This window comes from Nocardioides sp. QY071 (assembly GCF_029961765.1).
GTDB lineage: Bacteria > Actinomycetota > Actinomycetes > Propionibacteriales > Nocardioidaceae > Nocardioides.
The window spans coordinates 3,363,169-3,380,964 of the sequence record NZ_CP124681.1 but is presented as its reverse complement, the minus strand read 5'-3'; the positions used below and the strand labels follow the sequence as shown (position 1 = coordinate 3,380,964).

General features: G+C 74.2%; 12 protein-coding genes. 4 read left to right on the top strand and 8 right to left on the bottom strand.

The window, feature by feature from the left end; all coding sequences use genetic code 11:
* Genes atpD through QI633_RS16305 form a run of 4 tightly spaced genes read left to right on the top strand, consistent with a single transcriptional unit; the run spans position 1 to position 3,952 of the window.
* On the top strand, positions 1-1,455 hold the full coding sequence (gene atpD, locus QI633_RS16320) for a F0F1 ATP synthase subunit beta (RefSeq protein ID WP_141798236.1): 1,455 nt from the start codon (positions 1-3) through the stop codon (positions 1,453-1,455).
* 2 nt (positions 1,456-1,457) lie between these two features.
* Positions 1,458-1,865, top strand: a complete 408-nt coding sequence (locus tag QI633_RS16315) for a F0F1 ATP synthase subunit epsilon (RefSeq protein ID WP_141798237.1) — start codon at positions 1,458-1,460, stop codon at positions 1,863-1,865.
* An 18-nt stretch (positions 1,866-1,883) separates the two neighbouring features.
* A complete protein-coding gene (locus QI633_RS16310) occupies positions 1,884-2,333 on the top strand; it encodes a DUF2550 domain-containing protein (protein WP_141798238.1) in 450 nt (149 codons plus the stop codon).
* Positions 2,330-3,952, top strand: coding sequence for a serine/threonine-protein kinase (locus QI633_RS16305; RefSeq protein WP_141798239.1), 1,623 nt, complete (start codon positions 2,330-2,332; stop codon positions 3,950-3,952). The genes QI633_RS16310 and QI633_RS16305 overlap by 4 nt, the downstream gene beginning before the upstream one ends.
* A 24-nt stretch (positions 3,953-3,976) precedes the next feature.
* On the opposite strand, the gene QI633_RS16300 is transcribed toward QI633_RS16305, so the two are convergent.
* The 8 genes from QI633_RS16300 to QI633_RS16265 form a co-directional block, all read right to left on the bottom strand.
* A complete protein-coding gene (locus QI633_RS16300; RefSeq protein ID WP_282426356.1) occupies positions 3,977-6,064 on the bottom strand; it encodes a transglutaminaseTgpA domain-containing protein in 2,088 nt (695 codons plus the stop codon).
* On the bottom strand, positions 6,061-7,245 hold the full coding sequence (locus QI633_RS16295; RefSeq protein WP_282426355.1) for a DUF58 domain-containing protein: 1,185 nt from the start codon (positions 7,243-7,245) through the stop codon (positions 6,061-6,063). Before QI633_RS16295 ends, QI633_RS16300 begins: the two co-directional genes overlap by 4 nt.
* A 17-nt stretch (positions 7,246-7,262) precedes the next feature.
* The gene (locus QI633_RS16290) at positions 7,263-8,249 is read right to left on the bottom strand and encodes a MoxR family ATPase (RefSeq protein WP_141798242.1); all 987 of its coding nucleotides are present in this window, start codon (positions 8,247-8,249) and stop codon (positions 7,263-7,265) included.
* 51 nt (positions 8,250-8,300) lie between these two features.
* On the bottom strand, positions 8,301-10,874 hold the full coding sequence (locus QI633_RS16285; protein WP_282426354.1) for a fibronectin type III domain-containing protein: 2,574 nt from the start codon (positions 10,872-10,874) through the stop codon (positions 8,301-8,303).
* Between the two features lie 136 nt (positions 10,875-11,010).
* A complete protein-coding gene (locus QI633_RS16280) occupies positions 11,011-15,273 on the bottom strand; it encodes an FtsK/SpoIIIE domain-containing protein (RefSeq protein ID WP_282426353.1) in 4,263 nt (1,420 codons plus the stop codon).
* A 98-nt stretch (positions 15,274-15,371) separates the two neighbouring features.
* Positions 15,372-15,635 (bottom strand): hypothetical protein, encoded by a 264-nt coding sequence (locus tag QI633_RS16275; RefSeq protein ID WP_141798245.1) that lies wholly within the window; start codon positions 15,633-15,635, stop codon positions 15,372-15,374.
* A gap of 70 nt (positions 15,636-15,705) precedes the next feature.
* Positions 15,706-17,298: a peptidoglycan-binding domain-containing protein gene (locus QI633_RS16270; protein WP_282426352.1), complete on the bottom strand. Its 1,593-nt coding sequence runs from the start codon at positions 17,296-17,298 to the stop codon at positions 15,706-15,708.
* 193 nt (positions 17,299-17,491) lie between these two features.
* Positions 17,492-17,761, bottom strand: coding sequence for a hypothetical protein (locus tag QI633_RS16265; RefSeq protein ID WP_141798247.1), 270 nt, complete (start codon positions 17,759-17,761; stop codon positions 17,492-17,494).
* Positions 17,762-17,796: the final 35 nt, after the last annotated feature.

Here is a 17,796-nt window from a genome sequence, read left to right as displayed (position 1 = left end):
ATGACTGCAACGGTTGAAGAGACCACCGCCAGCGGTGCGGCCTCGGTGGGTCGGATCGCTCGGGTCATCGGCCCGGTCGTGGACATCGAGTTCCCGACCGACGCGATGCCCGAGATCTACAACAAGCTCGAGGCCGAGATCACCCTCGACGGCGAGACCTCGGTCCTGCCGCTCGAGGTGGCCCAGCACATCGGCGACGGCATGGTCCGCGCCATCTCCCTGAAGCCGACCGACGGCCTGGTCCGCGGCCAGACCGTGACCGACACGGGCAGCCCGATCAGCGTCCCCGTCGGCGACGTCACCCTCGGCAAGGTGTTCAACGCCACCGGCGACTTCCTCAACCTCGAGCCGGGTGAGACCGTCGAGGTGACCGAGCGGTGGGGCATCCACCGCAAGGCGCCGGCCTTCGACCAGCTCGAGTCGAAGACCCAGATGTTCGAGACCGGCATCAAGGTCATCGACCTGCTCGCGCCGTACGTCACCGGTGGAAAGATCGGCCTGTTCGGTGGTGCCGGTGTCGGCAAGACCGTGCTCATCCAGGAGATGATCGCGCGCGTCGCCAAGAACCACGGTGGTGTGTCGGTGTTCGCCGGTGTGGGCGAGCGCACCCGTGAGGGCAACGACCTGATCGTGGAGATGCAGGAGGCCGGCGTCTTCGACAAGGTCGCCCTGGTCTTCGGCCAGATGGACGAGCCGCCGGGCACGCGTCTTCGCGTCGCCCTGTCCGCGCTGACGATGGCGGAGTACTTCCGCGACGTGCAGGGCCAGGACGTGCTGCTGTTCATCGACAACATCTTCCGGTTCACCCAGGCCGGCTCCGAGGTGTCCACCCTGCTCGGCCGCATGCCGTCCGCGGTGGGCTACCAGCCCAACCTGGCCGACGAGATGGGCACGCTGCAGGAGCGGATCACCTCGACCCGCGGTCGCTCGATCACCTCGATGCAGGCGATCTACGTCCCCGCGGACGACTACACCGACCCGGCTCCGGCGGCGACCTTCGCCCACCTCGACGCGACGACCGAGCTCTCCCGTGAGATCGCGTCGCTGGGTATCTACCCGGCCGTCGACCCGCTGACCTCGACCTCGCGGATCCTCGACCCGCAGTACATCGGTCAGGCGCACTACGACTGCGCGATCCGCATCAAGCAGATCCTGCAGCGCAACAAGGAGCTCCAGGACATCATCGCGATCCTCGGTGTCGACGAGCTCTCCGAAGAGGACAAGATCATCGTGTCCCGCGCGCGTCGTATCCAGCGGTTCCTGTCGCAGAACACCTACGTCGCCAAGCAGTTCACCGGCATCGAGGGCTCGACCGTGCCCGTGGCCGAGACCATCGAGGCGTTCAACAAGATCGCCGACGGTGAGTACGACCACGTCGCCGAGCAGGCCTTCTTCATGTGCGGTGGACTCGACGACGTCGAGCGCAACTGGGCCGAGATCCAGAAGAGCCTCTGATCATGGCTGACACGACGGTCGAGCACCTGCACGTCGAGCTCGTCGCTGCGGACCGGACCGTGTGGTCCGGTGACGCGGCGATGATCATTGCGCGCACGCTCGACGGAGACATCGGCGTGCTGCGCGGCCACGCGCCCACGCTGTCGCTGCTCTCCGCCTCGGTGGTGGAGATCCAGGTCGCGAACTCCAACCAGCTCGTGGTCGTCGCCGTGGACGGTGGCTTCCTGTCGGTGGCCAACGACCGCGTGTCGATCCTGGCCGAGCGGGTCGAGCTGGCCGAGGACATCGAGGTGTCCCAGGCGCGCATCGACCTCGAGGAGGCCAAGCGGCTGCTCGACTCGAGCAACGAGGCGGAGCAGCGCGTCCGTCACGCCGAGGCGCGGATCCGCGCCGCGGAGAAGGTCTCGTAGAAGGTCACTGATACGCAGATGGCATGGTGGGAGTGGCTGCTCGACATCTGTGGCGCGCTCCTGCTCCTGTGTGTGCTGTACGGCGCCGGACTCATCGTCCGGCGCCGTACGCTCTCCCGGCACGGTGGCACCTTCGAGTTGAGCCACCGGCTGCGGACCGGGACGTCCGGGCGGGGCTGGGTCCTCGGCCTCGGGCGCTACTCGGGGGAGACCCTGGAGTGGTTCCGCATCTTCACCCTCTCGCCGCGACCGAAGCGGGCCTGGCGCCGTGACGAGCTCGAGTACGACGGACGCCGCGAGCCGGTCGGCACCGAGCAGGCCTCGCTGTACCCCGACCACCTCGTCATCCGCTGCCACTCGTCGCAGGGCGAGGTCGAGCTCGCGATGAGCGTCTCGTCGCTGACCGGGTTCCAGTCCTGGCTCGAGGCGATGCCGCCCGGCACGGACTGGAACCGCGCCCGGTCATGAGCGACGACATCTCGGACAGCGCCTGGCGACCGCCGGACCATCCCGCCGACCCGGTGGAGGCGCTGGACGGCTACACCGGCCTGGTCGCGATCGGCCGGGGCGGCGACTCCGTGGTCTATCGGGCCCGCGAGGCCGCGCTGGGCCGTGACGTCGCGATCAAGGTGCTGCTCGTCGACGACGAGAAGCGGTTCGCCCGGTTCGCCCGCGAGGTCCAGATCAGCGTCGACCTCGGCCGCCAGCACCCCAACATCGTCACGATCCTCGCGACCGGCACCACCGCCTCGGGCCGGCCCGCGATCGTGATGGACCTTGCCGAGGGCGGCACCTTGCACGACCGGCTCGTGTCCCACGGTCCGCTGCCGGCCGAGGAGGTGGGCCGGATCGGCGAGGTGCTCGCCGACGCACTGGCCTTCGCCCACGCCCGGGGCGTCCTGCACCGCGACGTGAAGCCGCAGAACGTGCTCGTGCTGCCGACGTCGTGGGTGCTCACCGACTTCGGCATCGCCCGGCTGGCCGGCTCCGAGCACACCGACTCCGCCGAGCACTTCACCTACCGGCACGCGGCGCCGCAGATCCTCGACGGGCACCCGCCGACCGCCGCCGACGACATCTGGTCGCTCGGCTCCACGCTCTACACGCTGCTCGACGGGCGGCCGCCGTTCGCGAGCGACGACGTCGACGAGGACTCCGCGCTGGCCTACCTGCGCCGCGCCCGCACCGAGCCCTACCGCCCGCTCACCACACCGGGCTCCGAGCGGATCGCGCCGATCATCGACCGCTGCCTGGCCAAGGACGTCGCCGAGCGGTGGTCGTCCGCCGAGGCGCTGCGCGACGCCCTCGCGGGCCTGCGCAGCTCGGCTTGGGCACCCCGGGCGACGACCGCGACCGTGGCGCCCGGAGCGCCGGCCGAGCCCGACCGCACGCCGACCGCACCCCGCTCCGCGACGCCCGCGCCCGCTCCTTCCGCGCCCGCCGTGCCTGCCGCGGTACCGTCGTCGCCGCCCGTCGCGCTCTCGGTCGCCGCGCACGCCCCGGTCGAGCGCGACGACGCCCCCACGGGGGTGGGGCGACCCGACCAGGACGCCACGGGCGCACCCCCGTCCGGTCCGGAGGCGCCCGCGCCCGCCGGTGCCGGGGACACGCGGGGACCCTCGCAGCGTCGCACCGCACTCGTGCTCGGCGGCATCGCCCTGGTCGTGGGCCTGGCCCTCGGCGTGGGCGGCGCGATCCTGCGCAACGACGACCCGGAGACCACGCCGAAGGACACGCCCGCCCCGACCGGCGCCGACATCCCGTCCCTGTCGACCTCGCCGACCTCGGTGCCGACGTTCAGCGGTGACCCGAACCCCGAGCTCGCGGTCGTGCTGACCCGTCTCGATGCCGAGGGCGCTTCGGGTCTCGACCTGGCCTGGACCGACCCCAGCAAGGGGGAGGGCACCTTCGTGCTCCACCAGGTCGCGCCGGACGCGGACCTGGTCGCGACCTTCCCCGCGGGCAGCACCCGGGGCGAGACGGTGCACGCGCTCCCGGCGGGGCGCAGCTGCTACTTCCTCACGGTGCACCTGGTCGACGGCGACTTCGGCGTCTCCAACCGCCGCTGCGTCGACCGCGAGTCCTGACCAGACCCGACTCCGGCGAAGTGATCAGCGGCGCCAGACCCTCGGATCCAGGTGCCACCACCAGCGCCGCCACCGCGGCCGGACCCGTCGTACGGCGCGGCGCACCTCCCGCACCGCTGCCGGGACCTCCGCCGGGACCTCCTTGCGGGCGTCGCCGGCCGGGACCGGCGCGTAGGCGGCCCGCTCCGCGGCGCGCGCCACGACCCGCGTCGTGGTCGTGCCGAGCCGGGTGTCGACGTCGTGGGCGATCTCGCTGGCGGGCTGACCCGCCGGCGGGCGGATCCCGGAGAGCCGCAGCGCATCGGTCACCTCGGTCCATGCGCCGATCGCGCCGCGCCGACGGTGCCGCGCGGAGCGGACCCGCCGGGCGACCAGCAGCAGGAGAGGGACGGCGAGGACGACGCCACCCAGCGTCCCCAGCAACCAGGGCGAGCCGGCACTGACGGCGGGGTCGGTGTGGTCCGGGTTGGGCGCGGCGTCCTTCGGCCCCTTGGGCGCGTCGGCCGGCGGCGTCGGGTCGTCCTCGGGACGGCGCTCCTTGGTCTCGACCGGCTGCGGCGGCGGGTCGTGGCTGAACGTGTCGTCGTCGGGCAGCGGGGAGAACGGCAGCCAGCCGTGGCCCTCGAAGTAGACCTCGGGCCACGCGAACGCGTCCTTGCCGGTGACCAGCCGCGAGCCGTCGGGCTGGTCGGTGCCCGGGCGGAAGCCGACCACGACCCGGGACGGCAGGCCCAGACAGCGGGCGACGACCGCGAACGCGCTGGCGAACTGCTCCGAGGTGCCTTCGCGAGCACCGCTGCGCCCCTCACGGCCGACCAGGAACGCGTCGAGGCGCCACAGCGCCGAGCCCGAGATCGCGTCGTACGACAGCCGGCTGCCGGTGCGGATGGTGTCCTCGATGGTCAGGGCCAGCTGGTAGGGCGTGCTGGCGGTGCCGGCGATCTGGCTGCAGTACTGCCGGATCCCCGCGGGCAGCGGAGGCAGCCGCGTGTAGCGTAGCGCGGCAGCGTCCTGGGGCACCGCGGCCGCGACCAGGACGGCCTCGTCGGGGGCGTCGATGCTCCCGGTGACGGCGTACTCCTTCGCGTCGTGGCCCTCGGGCCGCGCGAGCGTTCCCGTGGGTACGTCGACGAGGATCGCGGGGTCGCTGACCGTCGAGGGCTGTCCGGGCGTGGGGAGCCACGGACCCCGCAGGCCGGTGATGCGCACCTGCTGCGAGGCGGAGCGCTCGACCCGGCCGCGCGGCAACGGTGTCGTGCCGCCCGTGTCGAACGGCTGGTAGCGGGTGGCGGCGGTCCACTGCGTGCCGTCGTAGTCGTCGAGGACGACCAGCCGCAGCGGCACCCGGTCGCCGCGCACCTGCAGCAGCGACTCGTCGGGATGGGCCGCCCAGGCGCCGAGCTGGGTGAGTGGGTTGCTGGCCGCGACCTCGACGATCGGCGGGGCGACCAGGTCGCGCGGCTCGAACGGGTCGTCGACGGCGACCAGGGCCGAGGCGGCGAGCGCGACCACGCCGAGCGCGGCCAACGGGGCACCGACCCGGACCCGGGGGCGGACCGGCTCGCCTTGGTCGTCGACCACGGTCCAGCCGAGCACCGCGGTGACCAGCAGCGCGGCGGCCACGAGCCCCCACCGGTCGGCCGTCCCGCCGGTGAGGAGCAGGCCGGCGAGGTAGAGCACCGCGGCACCGACCAGCGGCTCGACGCGGAGCCGGCTGCGGGCGCGCAGCCCGACCAGCAGGGAGACCAGGCCGGTCAGCAGCATCGGCCCGACGAGCAGGTCGCCGCGCAGGGCGTAGGGGCGCGGCGAGGTCAGCAGCCGCGGCACCAGGTCGCGCAGCATCTCGCGGAACGACAGGTCGGCGCCCGCGGTGAGCACGTAGGCCGCCAGCAGCATGAGGAGCACGAGGACCGTCGCGGCGGCCCACCGCGACACCCCGACGCCGACCACCGCGCGCAGCAATGCGTACGGAAGCACCGCCGCGAGGGCGAGAAGAGTGAAGGCGAGGACCCCCTGCCAGGCGGTGGCGAGGGTGAGCGTGCCCAGCACCAGCAGCACCACGGGCAGCACGCCCTCGACGAGGGGGGTGCGGAAGCCGCGCGGACCGGTCATCGGGCCGCCACCCGGTCCCAGGCGGCCGCCAGGCCGGTGGAGTCGGTGCTGCGCACGACCAGCAGGCCGCCGTACTGCTCCACCGCGACGACCGGGGCAGGGTCGACGGCGGCGACGATGCGGGTGGGGGCGCCGCCCAGCGCGAGCGACAGCTCGGCCAGGTCGGCCCCGGCGCCGGTCACGACGACGGCGAGGTCGAGGTCGGCGTGCTCGATGTCGACCCGCAGGTCGTCGGCGGTCGTGTCGATCTCCGCGAACAGCAGCTCCAGCTCCTGCCCCTCGGGCCGTGGGTGGCGGGTCGCGGAGCCCGGCACCGTCACCGAGACCCGGCGGCTGGCGACCTGGAACCGGAGCGGGTGCCCGGCCTCGATGGTGAGCCGGCACAGGGCCGCCGCCAGCTCCACCGCGTCCTCGAACGGCTCGCCCGGCCCGGACCCGGGATAGCTCGCGGCGCGGTCGTCGAGGACCACGCACACGTGCGGCTCGGACGGCTCGGCGTCCTCGCGCACCATCAGGGTGCCGGTGCGGGCGCTGGTCGCCCAGTGCAGTCGGCGCAGGTCGTCGCCGATCGTGTACTCGTGCAGGCCGACCAGGTCGGTGCCGCCCAGCTCGGTGCTGTCGTCGCCGCCCGTCACCGCGCGACGGTGCCCGGCCGGCAACGTGGTCACCGGGACCCGGCGGGGGAGCACCCGGACGTGGTCGACGCTGCCGGTGCCGGCCGTGTGGGCCGCCATCCCGGTCAGCCCGACCGCACGCACCCGGACCGGACCGACGGCGACCAGGCCGCGGCGCCGGGTGGGGACCGGGTAGTCGAGGGTCGTGGTCGTGCGTCGCGCCTCCGGCGAGGAGCCCGCATCGGGCAGGTTCACGACCACCGGCTCACCGTCGACCAGGTCCACGGCGTCGACCCGCACCAGGGCGCGGCGCCGGGCGCCGTCGATGTGGAGCCGGGCCCGGCACTCGCCGTGGCGCACGACGACCCGCGGGCTCACCTCCCGGGTGGTGGTCACCGTCGTACGTCCCAGCACGCTGGCGAGCTCGGCGGCGACGAGGCCGAGGAGCAGCGCGCCGAGGACCGCCACCACCGGGTAGCGGCAGCCCAGCCCGGCGCCGAGCAGGACCAGGCCGAGCGCGGCGGTACCGCGTCCGCGCCCGGTGAGTGTCCGCCACAGCGTCGCCATCGGTCGGTGGGCCAGGCTCAGGCGTCGTCGGGGCGCGGTGCCGGGACGGTGTCGAGCACGTCCTGCACGATCGACGCCGAGGTGTGCCCGGCCAGCAGCGCGTCGCGGGCCAGCACGACGCGGTGCGCGAGCACCGGCTCGGCGAGCCGTTGCACGTCGGCGGGCACGACGTAGTGGCGGCCGCGGGCAGCGGCGTGCACCTGCAGGCAGCGGACCAGCGCACGCAGTCCGCGGGTGCTGGCACCGATCCGGACCCGCTCGTCCTCGCGCAGCGCGACCCCGATCGCCCGCACGTAGCGCAGGATCGGCTCCGCCACGTGGAGATGGCGCAGCTGGGCGGACATCGCCGCGACCCGGTCGGGCGTGGTGACCGGCTTGACGTCCTCGACCCGCCCGGCGCTGCTCCCGGGCCGCAACACCTCGATCTCGTGCTCCGCACCCGGGTAGCCGATCGCCGTACGCACCAGGAACCGGTCGAGCTGCGCCTCGGGCAGGCGGTAGGTGCCGTCCTGGTCGAGCGGGTTCTGGGTGGCGATGACCACGAACGGGCTCGGTACGTCGTGCGGGGTGCCGTCGACCGTGACGGTGTGCTCCTGCATCACCTCGAGCAGCGCGGACTGGGTCTTCGCGGCCGCCCGGTTGATCTCGTCGGCGAGCAGCACGTGGGTGAACACCGGGCCGCGGCGGAAGCGGATCTGGCCGTCGCGCGGGTCGAACACGGTGGTACCGGTGACGTCGCTGGGCAGCAGGTCGGGCGTGAACTGGATCCGGCTGACCTGGCCGCCGAGGGCGTGCGCGACGGCGCGCGCGAGGGTCGTCTTGCCCGTGCCGGGGACGTCCTCGAGCAGCACGTGTCCCTCGGCGAAGGTCGCGACGAGCACCAGGTCGATGACCGCCCGCTTGCCGTGCACGGCGATCTCGACGGCATCGCCGAGCTGCTCATGCAGGGAGCGGAAGTCGGCGATGTCCTCCTCGGTGAGGGGACGGGGCGGTGCTGTGGTCACGGGGGCTCGCTTCCGGTGTTCGGGGGTCAGGGAGGCGGTCGGGTGCGGCGGTCAGGGGACCTGGCAGCCCTCGCACAGCGTGTCTTGGCGGGTGGTCCAGGTGTAGCGGGCGCTGTCGACGGTGCCGGACCCGTTGCTGGCCGTGAACGTGATCGAGTGGCCGACGTTGCCGGAGTTCGGCTGCCAGATGTAGCCGTTGTCGATCGGGACGGTCAGCGTGGTCGCGTCGCACGGGAGGGTGCCGGAGCGGTCACCGTTGCGGTTGCCGGAGTGGGTCCAGGTGCAGGTGCCGCCGAAGGTCTTCCAGCTGTCGGGCGGGTTCAGGGTCAGCACCGTGTCGCCGAAGCCCTCGACCCAGATCGGGTCGGTCTTCTCGGCGGTGACGTGCTGCTGGCCGCCGGCCGGCAGCGGCGGAGGGGGCAGCGGCGGTGCGTTCGCCGCGTCGGTCGCCGCTGGGCCGGTGCCGATGGCGTTGGTCGCGGTGATGCGGACGCTGAAGTCGCCGACGATGCCACCGCACTCGGCCCCGCCGTCGGGGTTGTAGCAGGACCAGGTGAAGCTCGCCGAGCGTACGTCGCCCGCCACGTTGCGGACCTGGTCGCCGTCGGGCGAGGACACCGAGACGGTGTAGCCGGTGACCGGCGAGCCGTTGTCGGGTGCCGCGTCCCAGGTGACGGTGCCGACGTACCGCTCGATCTTCCAGTTCCCGCGCCACTCGCCGGTGGCGGTCACGTTGGCCGGGGCGCCGGGGGCGCCGGTCGTGGAGACCGTGTTGGACGCGGCCGAGCGGGCCCGGTCGGAACCGGAGACCGCGCTGACGGTGAACGAGGCGGAGCTGCCGGCGGCGATGGTGACCATGGCCTGGCGGCTGCTGCCGTCGACCGTGGTCAGGTCGCCGCCGCCGACGAGGGAGACGACGAAGGACGTCGCGGTCGGCCCGCCGTGGCTCCAGCTGACCGTGACCCGGCCGTCGGCGCCCGCGACCGCGGACACGCCGGTGGGTGCCTGGAGCGGCTCCGCCGGGGTGGTGGGCGTCGTGGGCGTCGTGGGTGTGGTCGGCGGTGGGGTCGGGTTCGTGGGTGTGGTCGGCGGTGGGGTCGGGTTCGTGGGTGTGGTGGAGGTCGGGTCGGTGGGCAGGGTGCCCGCGTCGGTGGGGCTGCTGGTGCCCTCGCCGGGGCCGGTCGAGCCGCCCGGGTCCCGGGGCCCGCCGGTCGGGCCGCCGGTCGGGTCGCCCGTCGGGACACCGGTCGGCTTGCCGCCCGGGTGGTCGCTCCGGTCGTCGCTCGGGTCGTCGCTCGGGTCGTCGGTCGGCTTGTCCTCGCCGCGGCCCTGGTTCGGGTTCTTGGCGCCGGGCACCTGCGGCTGCAGGGCGGTGCAGTCCACGACCGGGCACTTGTCGCGCCCGTCGTCGTTGCGGCTGCCGCCGTTGTCGTCCGGCACGAACGGGGCCGTGTCGTTGGCGGTCTTGCTCGGCGTCTCGATCGGCAGCTGGTCGTCGTCGCGCTGGATCGTGTCGAGGCTGCCGTCGGGGTTGACCACGGTCGCGTGAGTGGTGCCGGGGGCGTTGATGATCAGCCGGCCGTCGTCACGCACCAGCTCGGGGGTCTGCGCGCCGGGCGTGGGGATGTCCTCCCCGGCCCGCTTGCCGTCGGCGCGCAGCCGGAGCACTTTGCCGACGCCCTGGCAGGGCACGTAGACGACCGACTCGTACTCCTCGGGCGTGCCCGGCTTCGCGCAGTCGACCTCGGCCACGTTGACCTCGTTGACCTTCTCGGGCGTGACGATCACGACCGTGCCGGTGTCGGGTGCCGAGACCGGCACCAGGTCCTCGGGGGCCGACTCCGGCGCGACCAGCCGGCCGGAGAGCCGCGGCGCGTCGGCGGAGAAGTCCGCGTCGGTGCCCGCGCGTACGACGATGCCGTGGTCCGCGCCGAACACGGTCGCGCCCAGTGCGTGGGTGACCAGCACCGACTGCGGCCCGGACTGGTCGATCGCCTCGGAGGAACGGGTCGTGAACTCCTGCTGCTCGGGCGACCAGGCGAGCTCGTGCAGCGTGCCGTCGTCCTCGAGGGCCCAGACGGTGCCGGCGTCGTCGATGCCCACGTCGGCGAGGCCGGCGGGGGAGGCCCAGATGGTGCCGATCGCCTCCGTCGAGATGGGGTCGATCGCTGCGATGGTGGAGGCCTTGTCGTCGACCAGGAACAGCTGGTCGCCGTGATGCAGGGTGTGGACCACGCCGCCCTGGGTGATGCTGCGCTGCCCGGAGATCAGGATGCTGGTCAGGTCGAAGGCCATCAGCTGGCCGGTCGTGTGGTTGAGGACGTAGAGCTGGCCGTCGTACTGGACGATCTCGAGGTCGTCTCCGGGCGCGCCCACCTTGAGCGCGAGCTCCGGGCGCCCGGTCGACGGGTTCACCTGGATCACCCGGCCGCTGGGATCGTCGGAGAGCCAGGTGAGGCCGTCGGCGACGTTGACCCCGGTGCTGGAGATGCCGTTGCCGACGAAGACACCGGCGACGAGCGAGAAGGCGACCACGACGACCGCGATCTCGGCCGATCCCTTCGTGTTGTGCCGCCGGCCGCGGCGGCGCGCGGAGGCCACCAGCCTGCGCAGGCTCCCGATCACCGTACGTCTCCCTCGTCCCTGCCTCGATCAAGGTGCGGACGGGCATCGTCCGCGGGTCGTGCTCCGGAGTCAAGCAGACCGGGGCCATCCGCAACATGCCCCGCGGGACCAGGACGGAACCTTCCGGCTCGCCGCCTCACCCGGCACCTGCCGCCGCCACGGGGTCGGCGCCGACGAGCTGGGCGACCCACGTGGCCCCGCCGTCGCACCACAGCCCGCGTCCCGGACCGCTGAGCGGCTCGGAGGTCTTGGTCGGCACGGTGACGCCGAGGACGTCGCCGTCGCCCCACTCGGGCTGGAGCAGGAAGCCGCGTCGCTGGGCCCGGGCGAGCTCGACCAGTCCCGGTCCGGTGCCGCGCTGGCGGGCCGCCGCGACGTCGGCGGTCAGCACCAGGGCAACCCGGCCGCGGTGCTCCTCGAGCAGCCCCAGCAGGCGGTCACGGGCCTCGCCTGCGGGCGGCCAGGCGTCCACGTCGTCGGCGAGCAGCAGGCACCAGGACTCCGCGGCGGGTGCGGCGGGCGCGGCGAGCCACCCCTCGACGCCGGCCAGGGCGTCGTCGTACGACCTCGCGCGGACGATCCGGGGCGGGTCCTCGCCCCCACGGACGAGCTGCGCCAGGCCCTCGAGCGCCGACGTACGGCCGCTGCGGGCCCGCCCGGCGACCAGGACCGGTCCGGCGAGCAGGTCGACGTCGAGCACGGACACGGCGTCGGCGTCGACCGCGATGGTCACCCTCGCGCCGGCCGGTGCGGGCAGCGCGGCGGGTTCGAGGCGGGCGGGCATCGACGGCACGGGGGCCCGGCCGCGGTCGCGGACCCGGTCGGCGAGACGCTCGGCGAGCCGGCGCAGGTGCTCGGCCTGGCGCGGGCTGCCGGCGCCGCCGGTGGTGCCGACCTGCACCTGGCGACCCTCGAGGAGGCCGCTGCCGGCGGGGCTGTCGGCGTCGAGGACGTTGCCGGGTACGCCGAGCAGCAGGTAGTCGTCGGTCGTGGTCATCCGCAGCACCAGCCGGCGTCCGAAGCTCGCCGCGACGGCGGTCGGCACGCCGGTCCGCCCGGGGGCCGTCGCGACGACATGGATGCCGACGCGGCGCCCGACCTGCAGCACCGTGCGCAGCTGCTCGGCGTGGGCCGGCGCCACGCCCCCGCCGCCCTCGAGGCCCTCGACCAGGCTGGGCAGGTTGTCGACGAGGACGTAGACCCGGGGGAGGTGGACGCCGAGGGCGGCCAGGTCGTCGAGGTCGGCGCAGCCGCGGTCGGCGAGCAGCTCGGTCCGCTCCTCTGCCGTACGGCGCAGCAGGCGGATCAGGCGCAGCACCCGCCCGGTCTGGGTGCCCGGGATGACCGCCTCCACGGTCGGCAGCTCGGACAGCACCGCCAGCCCGCCACCGGCGTGGTCGATCGCGTAGAGGTACGGCGGGGTTCCCGACTCGCCGGTCGCGTCACCGAGCGAGGCGGCCGCGGCGACCGTGCGCAGCAGCTCGGTCTTGCCCGAGCCGGAGGCACCGTGGACGAGCAGGTGGCCCACCGTGGCGAGGTCGAGGAGCAGCTCGGGTTGGGCCTGCCGGTCCGGCTCGTCGACCCGGCCGACGACCAGGCGGCCGGAGCGTCGCCCGGTCCCGGCCACCGCCAGGTCGTCGAGGACCAGCTCCTCCGGCAGGGTCGGCAGCCAGGGCCGCTTCGGTGTGGCCGCGCCGGACTGCGCGAACGCGCGCCGGATCGTGGCGACGCAGCGCTCGAGGTCGGTCCGCGGGTCGAGGCGTCCCTCCCCGGCGGCGGCCGTGGCGGGCTGGTCCTCCGCGGAGAAGGCGTGCACCAGCACCGGCGGCTCGTCGTCGCGCAACCGGGCGCGGGCACCTGTCCAGGCGCTCTGGACCAGCTCGGCGGTGCCGTGCCCGGTACGCCGGATCCAGGCCCGGCCGGGCGTGCGCCGGGAGATCCGGGCGGCCTCGGGGGTGTCGATGACGTCGCGGGAGTCGTCGGCCGAGGAGACGCGCAGCGAGATCCGCAGGTCGGAGTTGGCGCGGATGTTGCCGGTCACCACGCCGGCCGGCCGTTGGGTGGCGAGCAGCAGGTGCATGCCGAGCGAGCGGCCGCGCTGGGCGATGTTGACCATGCCGTCGACGAACTCGGGCACCTCGGCGGTCAGCGCGGCGAACTCGTCGACGCAGATGAGCAGGCTGGGCGGTGCCACCTCGGGATGCTCGGCCTCGAGCTGCACGAGGTCCTTGACGCCGTACTCCGCCAGCAGGTGCTCACGGGCGGTGATCTCGGCGCCGAGCGAGGTCAGGCCGCGCGCCACGAGGGCGGGGGTGAGGTCGGTGATGTAGCCGACCGTGTGCGGCAGCTCCGCGCACTCACGGAACGCGGCGCCGCCCTTGTAGTCGACGAGCAGGAAGTTGATCCGCGACGGCGCGTTGTTGAGCGCCAGACTGCAGATGAGCGACTGCAGCAGCTCGCTCTTGCCGGAGCCGGTGGTGCCGGCGACCAGGCCGTGCGGGCCGTCGTCGCGCAGGTCGAGGGTGACCACGCCGTCGACGCCGGTGCCGATCTGGGCGCGCAGGCCGCGCGCCTGCTGCCAGCGGCGCAGCACCGCGGTGGTCTCGTCGAGGTCCTCGAAGTCGCTGCTGAGGTCGGGCAGGCGGACCACCGACGGGATGGCGGTGCTGGGAGGCAGCACGGCCGCCTCGTCGACGTACCCGGTCATGGTGCGTGCCGACTGCCAGGCCTGGTGCAGCGAGACGTCGTCGGGTACGTCGAGCCCGGCGACGCCTGTGCGGTCGGCCGAGGCGACCTGCTGTTGGTCGAGGTCGACGAGCAGGCTGGTCGCGGCCGGCACCTCGTCGCGGGTGCGGCCGAGCCAGACCAGGTGCAGCTGCCGGGCGCCCGCCTCGGCCGCCACCGCCTCGACGGTGCGGCGGGGGACACCGGCGTCCTCGTCGACTAGGCAGATCGTGTGGCCGCGCTGGCCGTCCTCGCTGACCAGCCGGTCGAGCAGGGCGGTCGAGGCCTGCGGCCCGATCGCGACCGGGGCCTCGCCGCCGATCCGGGCGGTCACGTGCGGGAGCCAGCGCAGCCATGCCTCGTGGCCGGCCCGGCCGCGACCGAGGCAGGCAGCGACCGACAGGTCGGCCGGGGAGTGGTCGAAGGCGAGGCGGAGCAGGGCGGCGCGGACCAGCGCGTCCACCGGTGCGGGGGCGCCGGTCACCGCGACGAGCGGGTGCGCCGCGAGGTCGGCCACGACGGGCAGGCCGGCGAGGTGGTCGCGCCGGGCCAGCTCGGCGACGACGCCGCGACGTGCCGTGCGATCGCCGCCGTCGCCGATCGATCCGGTCAGCAGCGCCGGCACCGTCCCGGTCCCGAGCCGGGTGGTCAAGAAGCCCTCCCGCTCGGCGGCCCGCGCCCACAGGTACCGGTCGCGGGCGGCCGCCCGCTGCCTGACGACGTCGGTGGCCGGGTAGTCGTCCTCGAGCCGCTGCCGTTGCCGGGCCGCGGCGTCGTCGATCGTGGTGAGCAGGCCGTCGACGTCGGTGCGCCAGTCGGCGAGCTCCTCCTGGAACTGCCGCTCCGCGGCCCTGCGCTGCTGGCGCCAGCCGAGGTAGCCCATCACCGGCCAGGCCAGCATGTAGATCAGCGCGAAGGCCGTGCGGGTGCGGCTGAACAGCGCGAGCCCCATCACCATCGGCAGCGCGAGCATCGCCCAGGGCAGCGGCGTCGGCCGGACCTTCGCCGGCGGCGACGGCAGCTCGAGGACGCCCTCGGCCAGCGGGTCGCCGAACCGGGGCGGACGGAACACCGCCACCGCCGGCTGCTCGGCGGGGGAGTCGCCGCGGTCGACGACCAGCGTGGTGGCGCCGATCCGGACCGGCACACCCCAGTCGAACTCCCGGCCGGCGACCACGCGCTCGCCGGCGACCGTCGTACCGTTGGCCGAGCCCTCGTCGTGCACCGTCGGCCGGACGCCGAGGTCGATCCGGGCGTGCCGCTGGGAGACCAGCGGGTCGGTGAGCCGCACGGTGCAGTGCTGGCCGCGGCCCAGGGTGAGCGAGCTGCCGCGGACATGGGTCCGGTGCCCGCGGTCGGGACCGGCGACCACCCGCACCACCGCCCGCGGCCGGCGCAGCGCGCCGCTGCGCTCGCGCCACGCCGACCCGGCGACCACGACGTCGACGAGGTCGCCGGTGTTGAGGCCGCACTCCGCGAGCGGGCGGTCCGGCGGCCAGGGCTGGTCGCCCTCGAGCGGGACCACCTGGAGCTGGTGCTGCTCGGGCGCCAGGTGCCGTCCCAGCTGGTCGGCGAGGTCGGCCACGGTCGCGTCCTCGCGGGCCAGGACCACGACGTCGACCGACGGCAGCCCGCTCTCAGGGGCGGTGCGCAGGGAGAGGGTCCAGGTCGGCATCGGTGGCTCCTTCGTCCGGGCTTGCTGGGAGCTCGTCGAGCAGCCACGGAGCGAGGAACTCGCCAGCGCTCGCGGCTACTCGACGAACTCGGCGGTCCTCAGTGGGAGACCTGCTCCTGCTCCTGGGCCTGGTTGTTGATCAGCGAGCCGAACTCCTGCATGGACTGGCTGACCTTGCCGAGCATGGGGACGTACTCCGACTTCCACGAGTCGCGGGTGCGCTCGGCGTCGGGGCCGACCCACTCGAAGCCGTCGATCACCTGGGTCATCCGCGCGGTGAGCGCGTCCAGCTCCTGCGAGCCCTGCGAGACCTGCTGCGACGCCTGGCGACCGGCCTCGACGTCCATTCCCTTCATGGCCATGGTGGTTCTCCTGTTCTGCAGCGGGTGCTGCGGTTGCTACGGATGGATGGGGTGGTCCTGAGCCGGTTGCTCAGTGGCCGGTGCCGAGTCGGCTCCGGACGTGCGCGGTGGCCTCCGCGGCTGTGACGACGCCGTTGCGGTCGATGTCGAGCTCGCGGTTCTGGTGGTAGGCCGTGGTGCCCTGGGTGAACAGGGCGTCGTCGCCGGACGCGGGGTGGCCGGCCAGGATCGAGGTGTAGAGGCTGTCCAGGTCGCCCACCCGGCCACGGTGGCCCTCGAAGTAGCGCTCGACGTAGGTCAGCTGCTCGGTGGGCGTCATCCGCGACAGCGCGTCGGTGCTGGTGCCGAGCCCGGTGGCGGTGCGGTCCATGAACTGGATCAGCCCGGTCGCGCCGCTGCGCGGGTTCTCGACGGACGGCGAGAAGGTGCCGCCGGTCTCGAAGCTCATCGCTGCCAGCAGGTGCTCGGGCTGGGCGCCGATGCGCTGCGCCACGCCCTCGACCTCCCGCAGGAACTCCGGCGTCACGTTCGCGTTGCCGCGCAGCCCGGCGATCTGCTCGTAGTCGAAGCCGTCGGGCGAGCTGTAGCCGGAGCCGTGCCGGATCTCGAGCGGGTGCGCGGCCCGGTAGGCGTCGTAGGCACGCTCGGTGTCGCGGCCCCAGACCCCGTCGACGCCCTGGGTGTCGTAGCCCGCGTCGGTCAGCAGCTGCTGGACCCGGCGCACCTCCTCGCCACGCGACCCGCGGCCGTTGCGGGAGCCGAGGTCGTCGATCTCCTTGTTCGTGGACCCGGAGCGCCCGGCCAGCGCCGCGCCGCCCAGGCCGGCCGCGGCCGCCCCGCCGCCGATCGCCGCCGCGGCGCCGTACGACGACTGCTCGCTCGCCCTCGGCTGCGCGGTCCCGCCGAACCCGGCGTCCTTCGCGTCCCTGGTCGCCTCCGCCCCCGGGGTGGCACCGCCGAGCCCGCCGTCGGCCGGCTGGGTCGCCGTGCCGTGAGGGCTGAGGGGACCCGTGCCGGTGCCGGTGCCACCGTCGACCGAGCCGGTGCCGAGCCCGGGCGCGCCTGCGCTGCCGGCACCGCCGCCCGCGGGCACACTGCCGGCGCCGCTGCCGGCGCCCCCGTCGATGCCGCCGTCGATGCCGCCGCCGGTCGTGCTCACCAGGACCGGGTCACCCGCCGTACGGGCGGGCGCGGGCTGGGCGACGGCGTGCCCCTGGCCGTCGATCCCCCCGCCGACGGCGGTCGAGGTGCCGGGACCCGGGGTGCCGGAGACCGGCACGGCGCCGGGTGCGCCGCCACCGATGATGTCGCCGCCGGCGTACGGCTGCGACGACGGCGGCAGGACCGGCGTCTGGTAGATCGGGAGCGAGCCGAGGTCGACGGTGGCGCCGTTGCTGACCTCGTCCTGGGCGTCGGCGTTGGCCAGCAGCACCTGCGCGAAGGCCTTGAGCGCCATCGAGATCCGCTGGAGCCACGGCAGGACCGTGGTCTCGAGGTACTGCGCGTAGGCCAGGCTCGCGCCGCCGCTGAAGAAGGCCGCCGCGCGGAGGACCATGATCAGCGCCCGGACGAACGCGATGATCTGGTCGATCGTCTCCGCGCCCTCCTGGAACTCCTGGCCCACCTCGCGGAGCTCGTCGGTGTCTGCGCCGAGGAACGCCATGGTGATCTCCCTTTCGTCGGAGGGTCTGGTGCCGGTCGCCGGACCGGACGCCGTGGACGCTAGGCAGCCGCATGCCCGCCGGTCGAGGGATCCAGGGGCGGAAGGTTCCGCCTTGTCGCCGCGCTCCTGGGCGGGCCTGGACGCACGAGAGGGCCGCCGGCAGTGCCGGCGGCCCTCTCGGGTGGGGTGCGGGTCAGGCGCTCGCGGCGTCCTGCCGGTCGGCGTGGGCGGCGAGCACCCGCGCCTGGTCGCGCAGCGTCTCGGCGGCGTTGGTCGACTCCGGCACGAAGGACGACGCCATGTCCTCCATCATCCGGTCCATGTCCGGCCCGACCCAGTTGGTCGCGCCCAGGCGGGCGTACAGCCCGCTGCACACGCCCGAGGCCTGGCTGGCGTGGCTGTCCATCCGCGCGGACGTCTCCCGCGCGTGCTCGGTGTCCATGCCCTGCATGCTGCTGCTCATCGTGGTCTCCTTCGCTCGTGACGTGGCCCGATCGG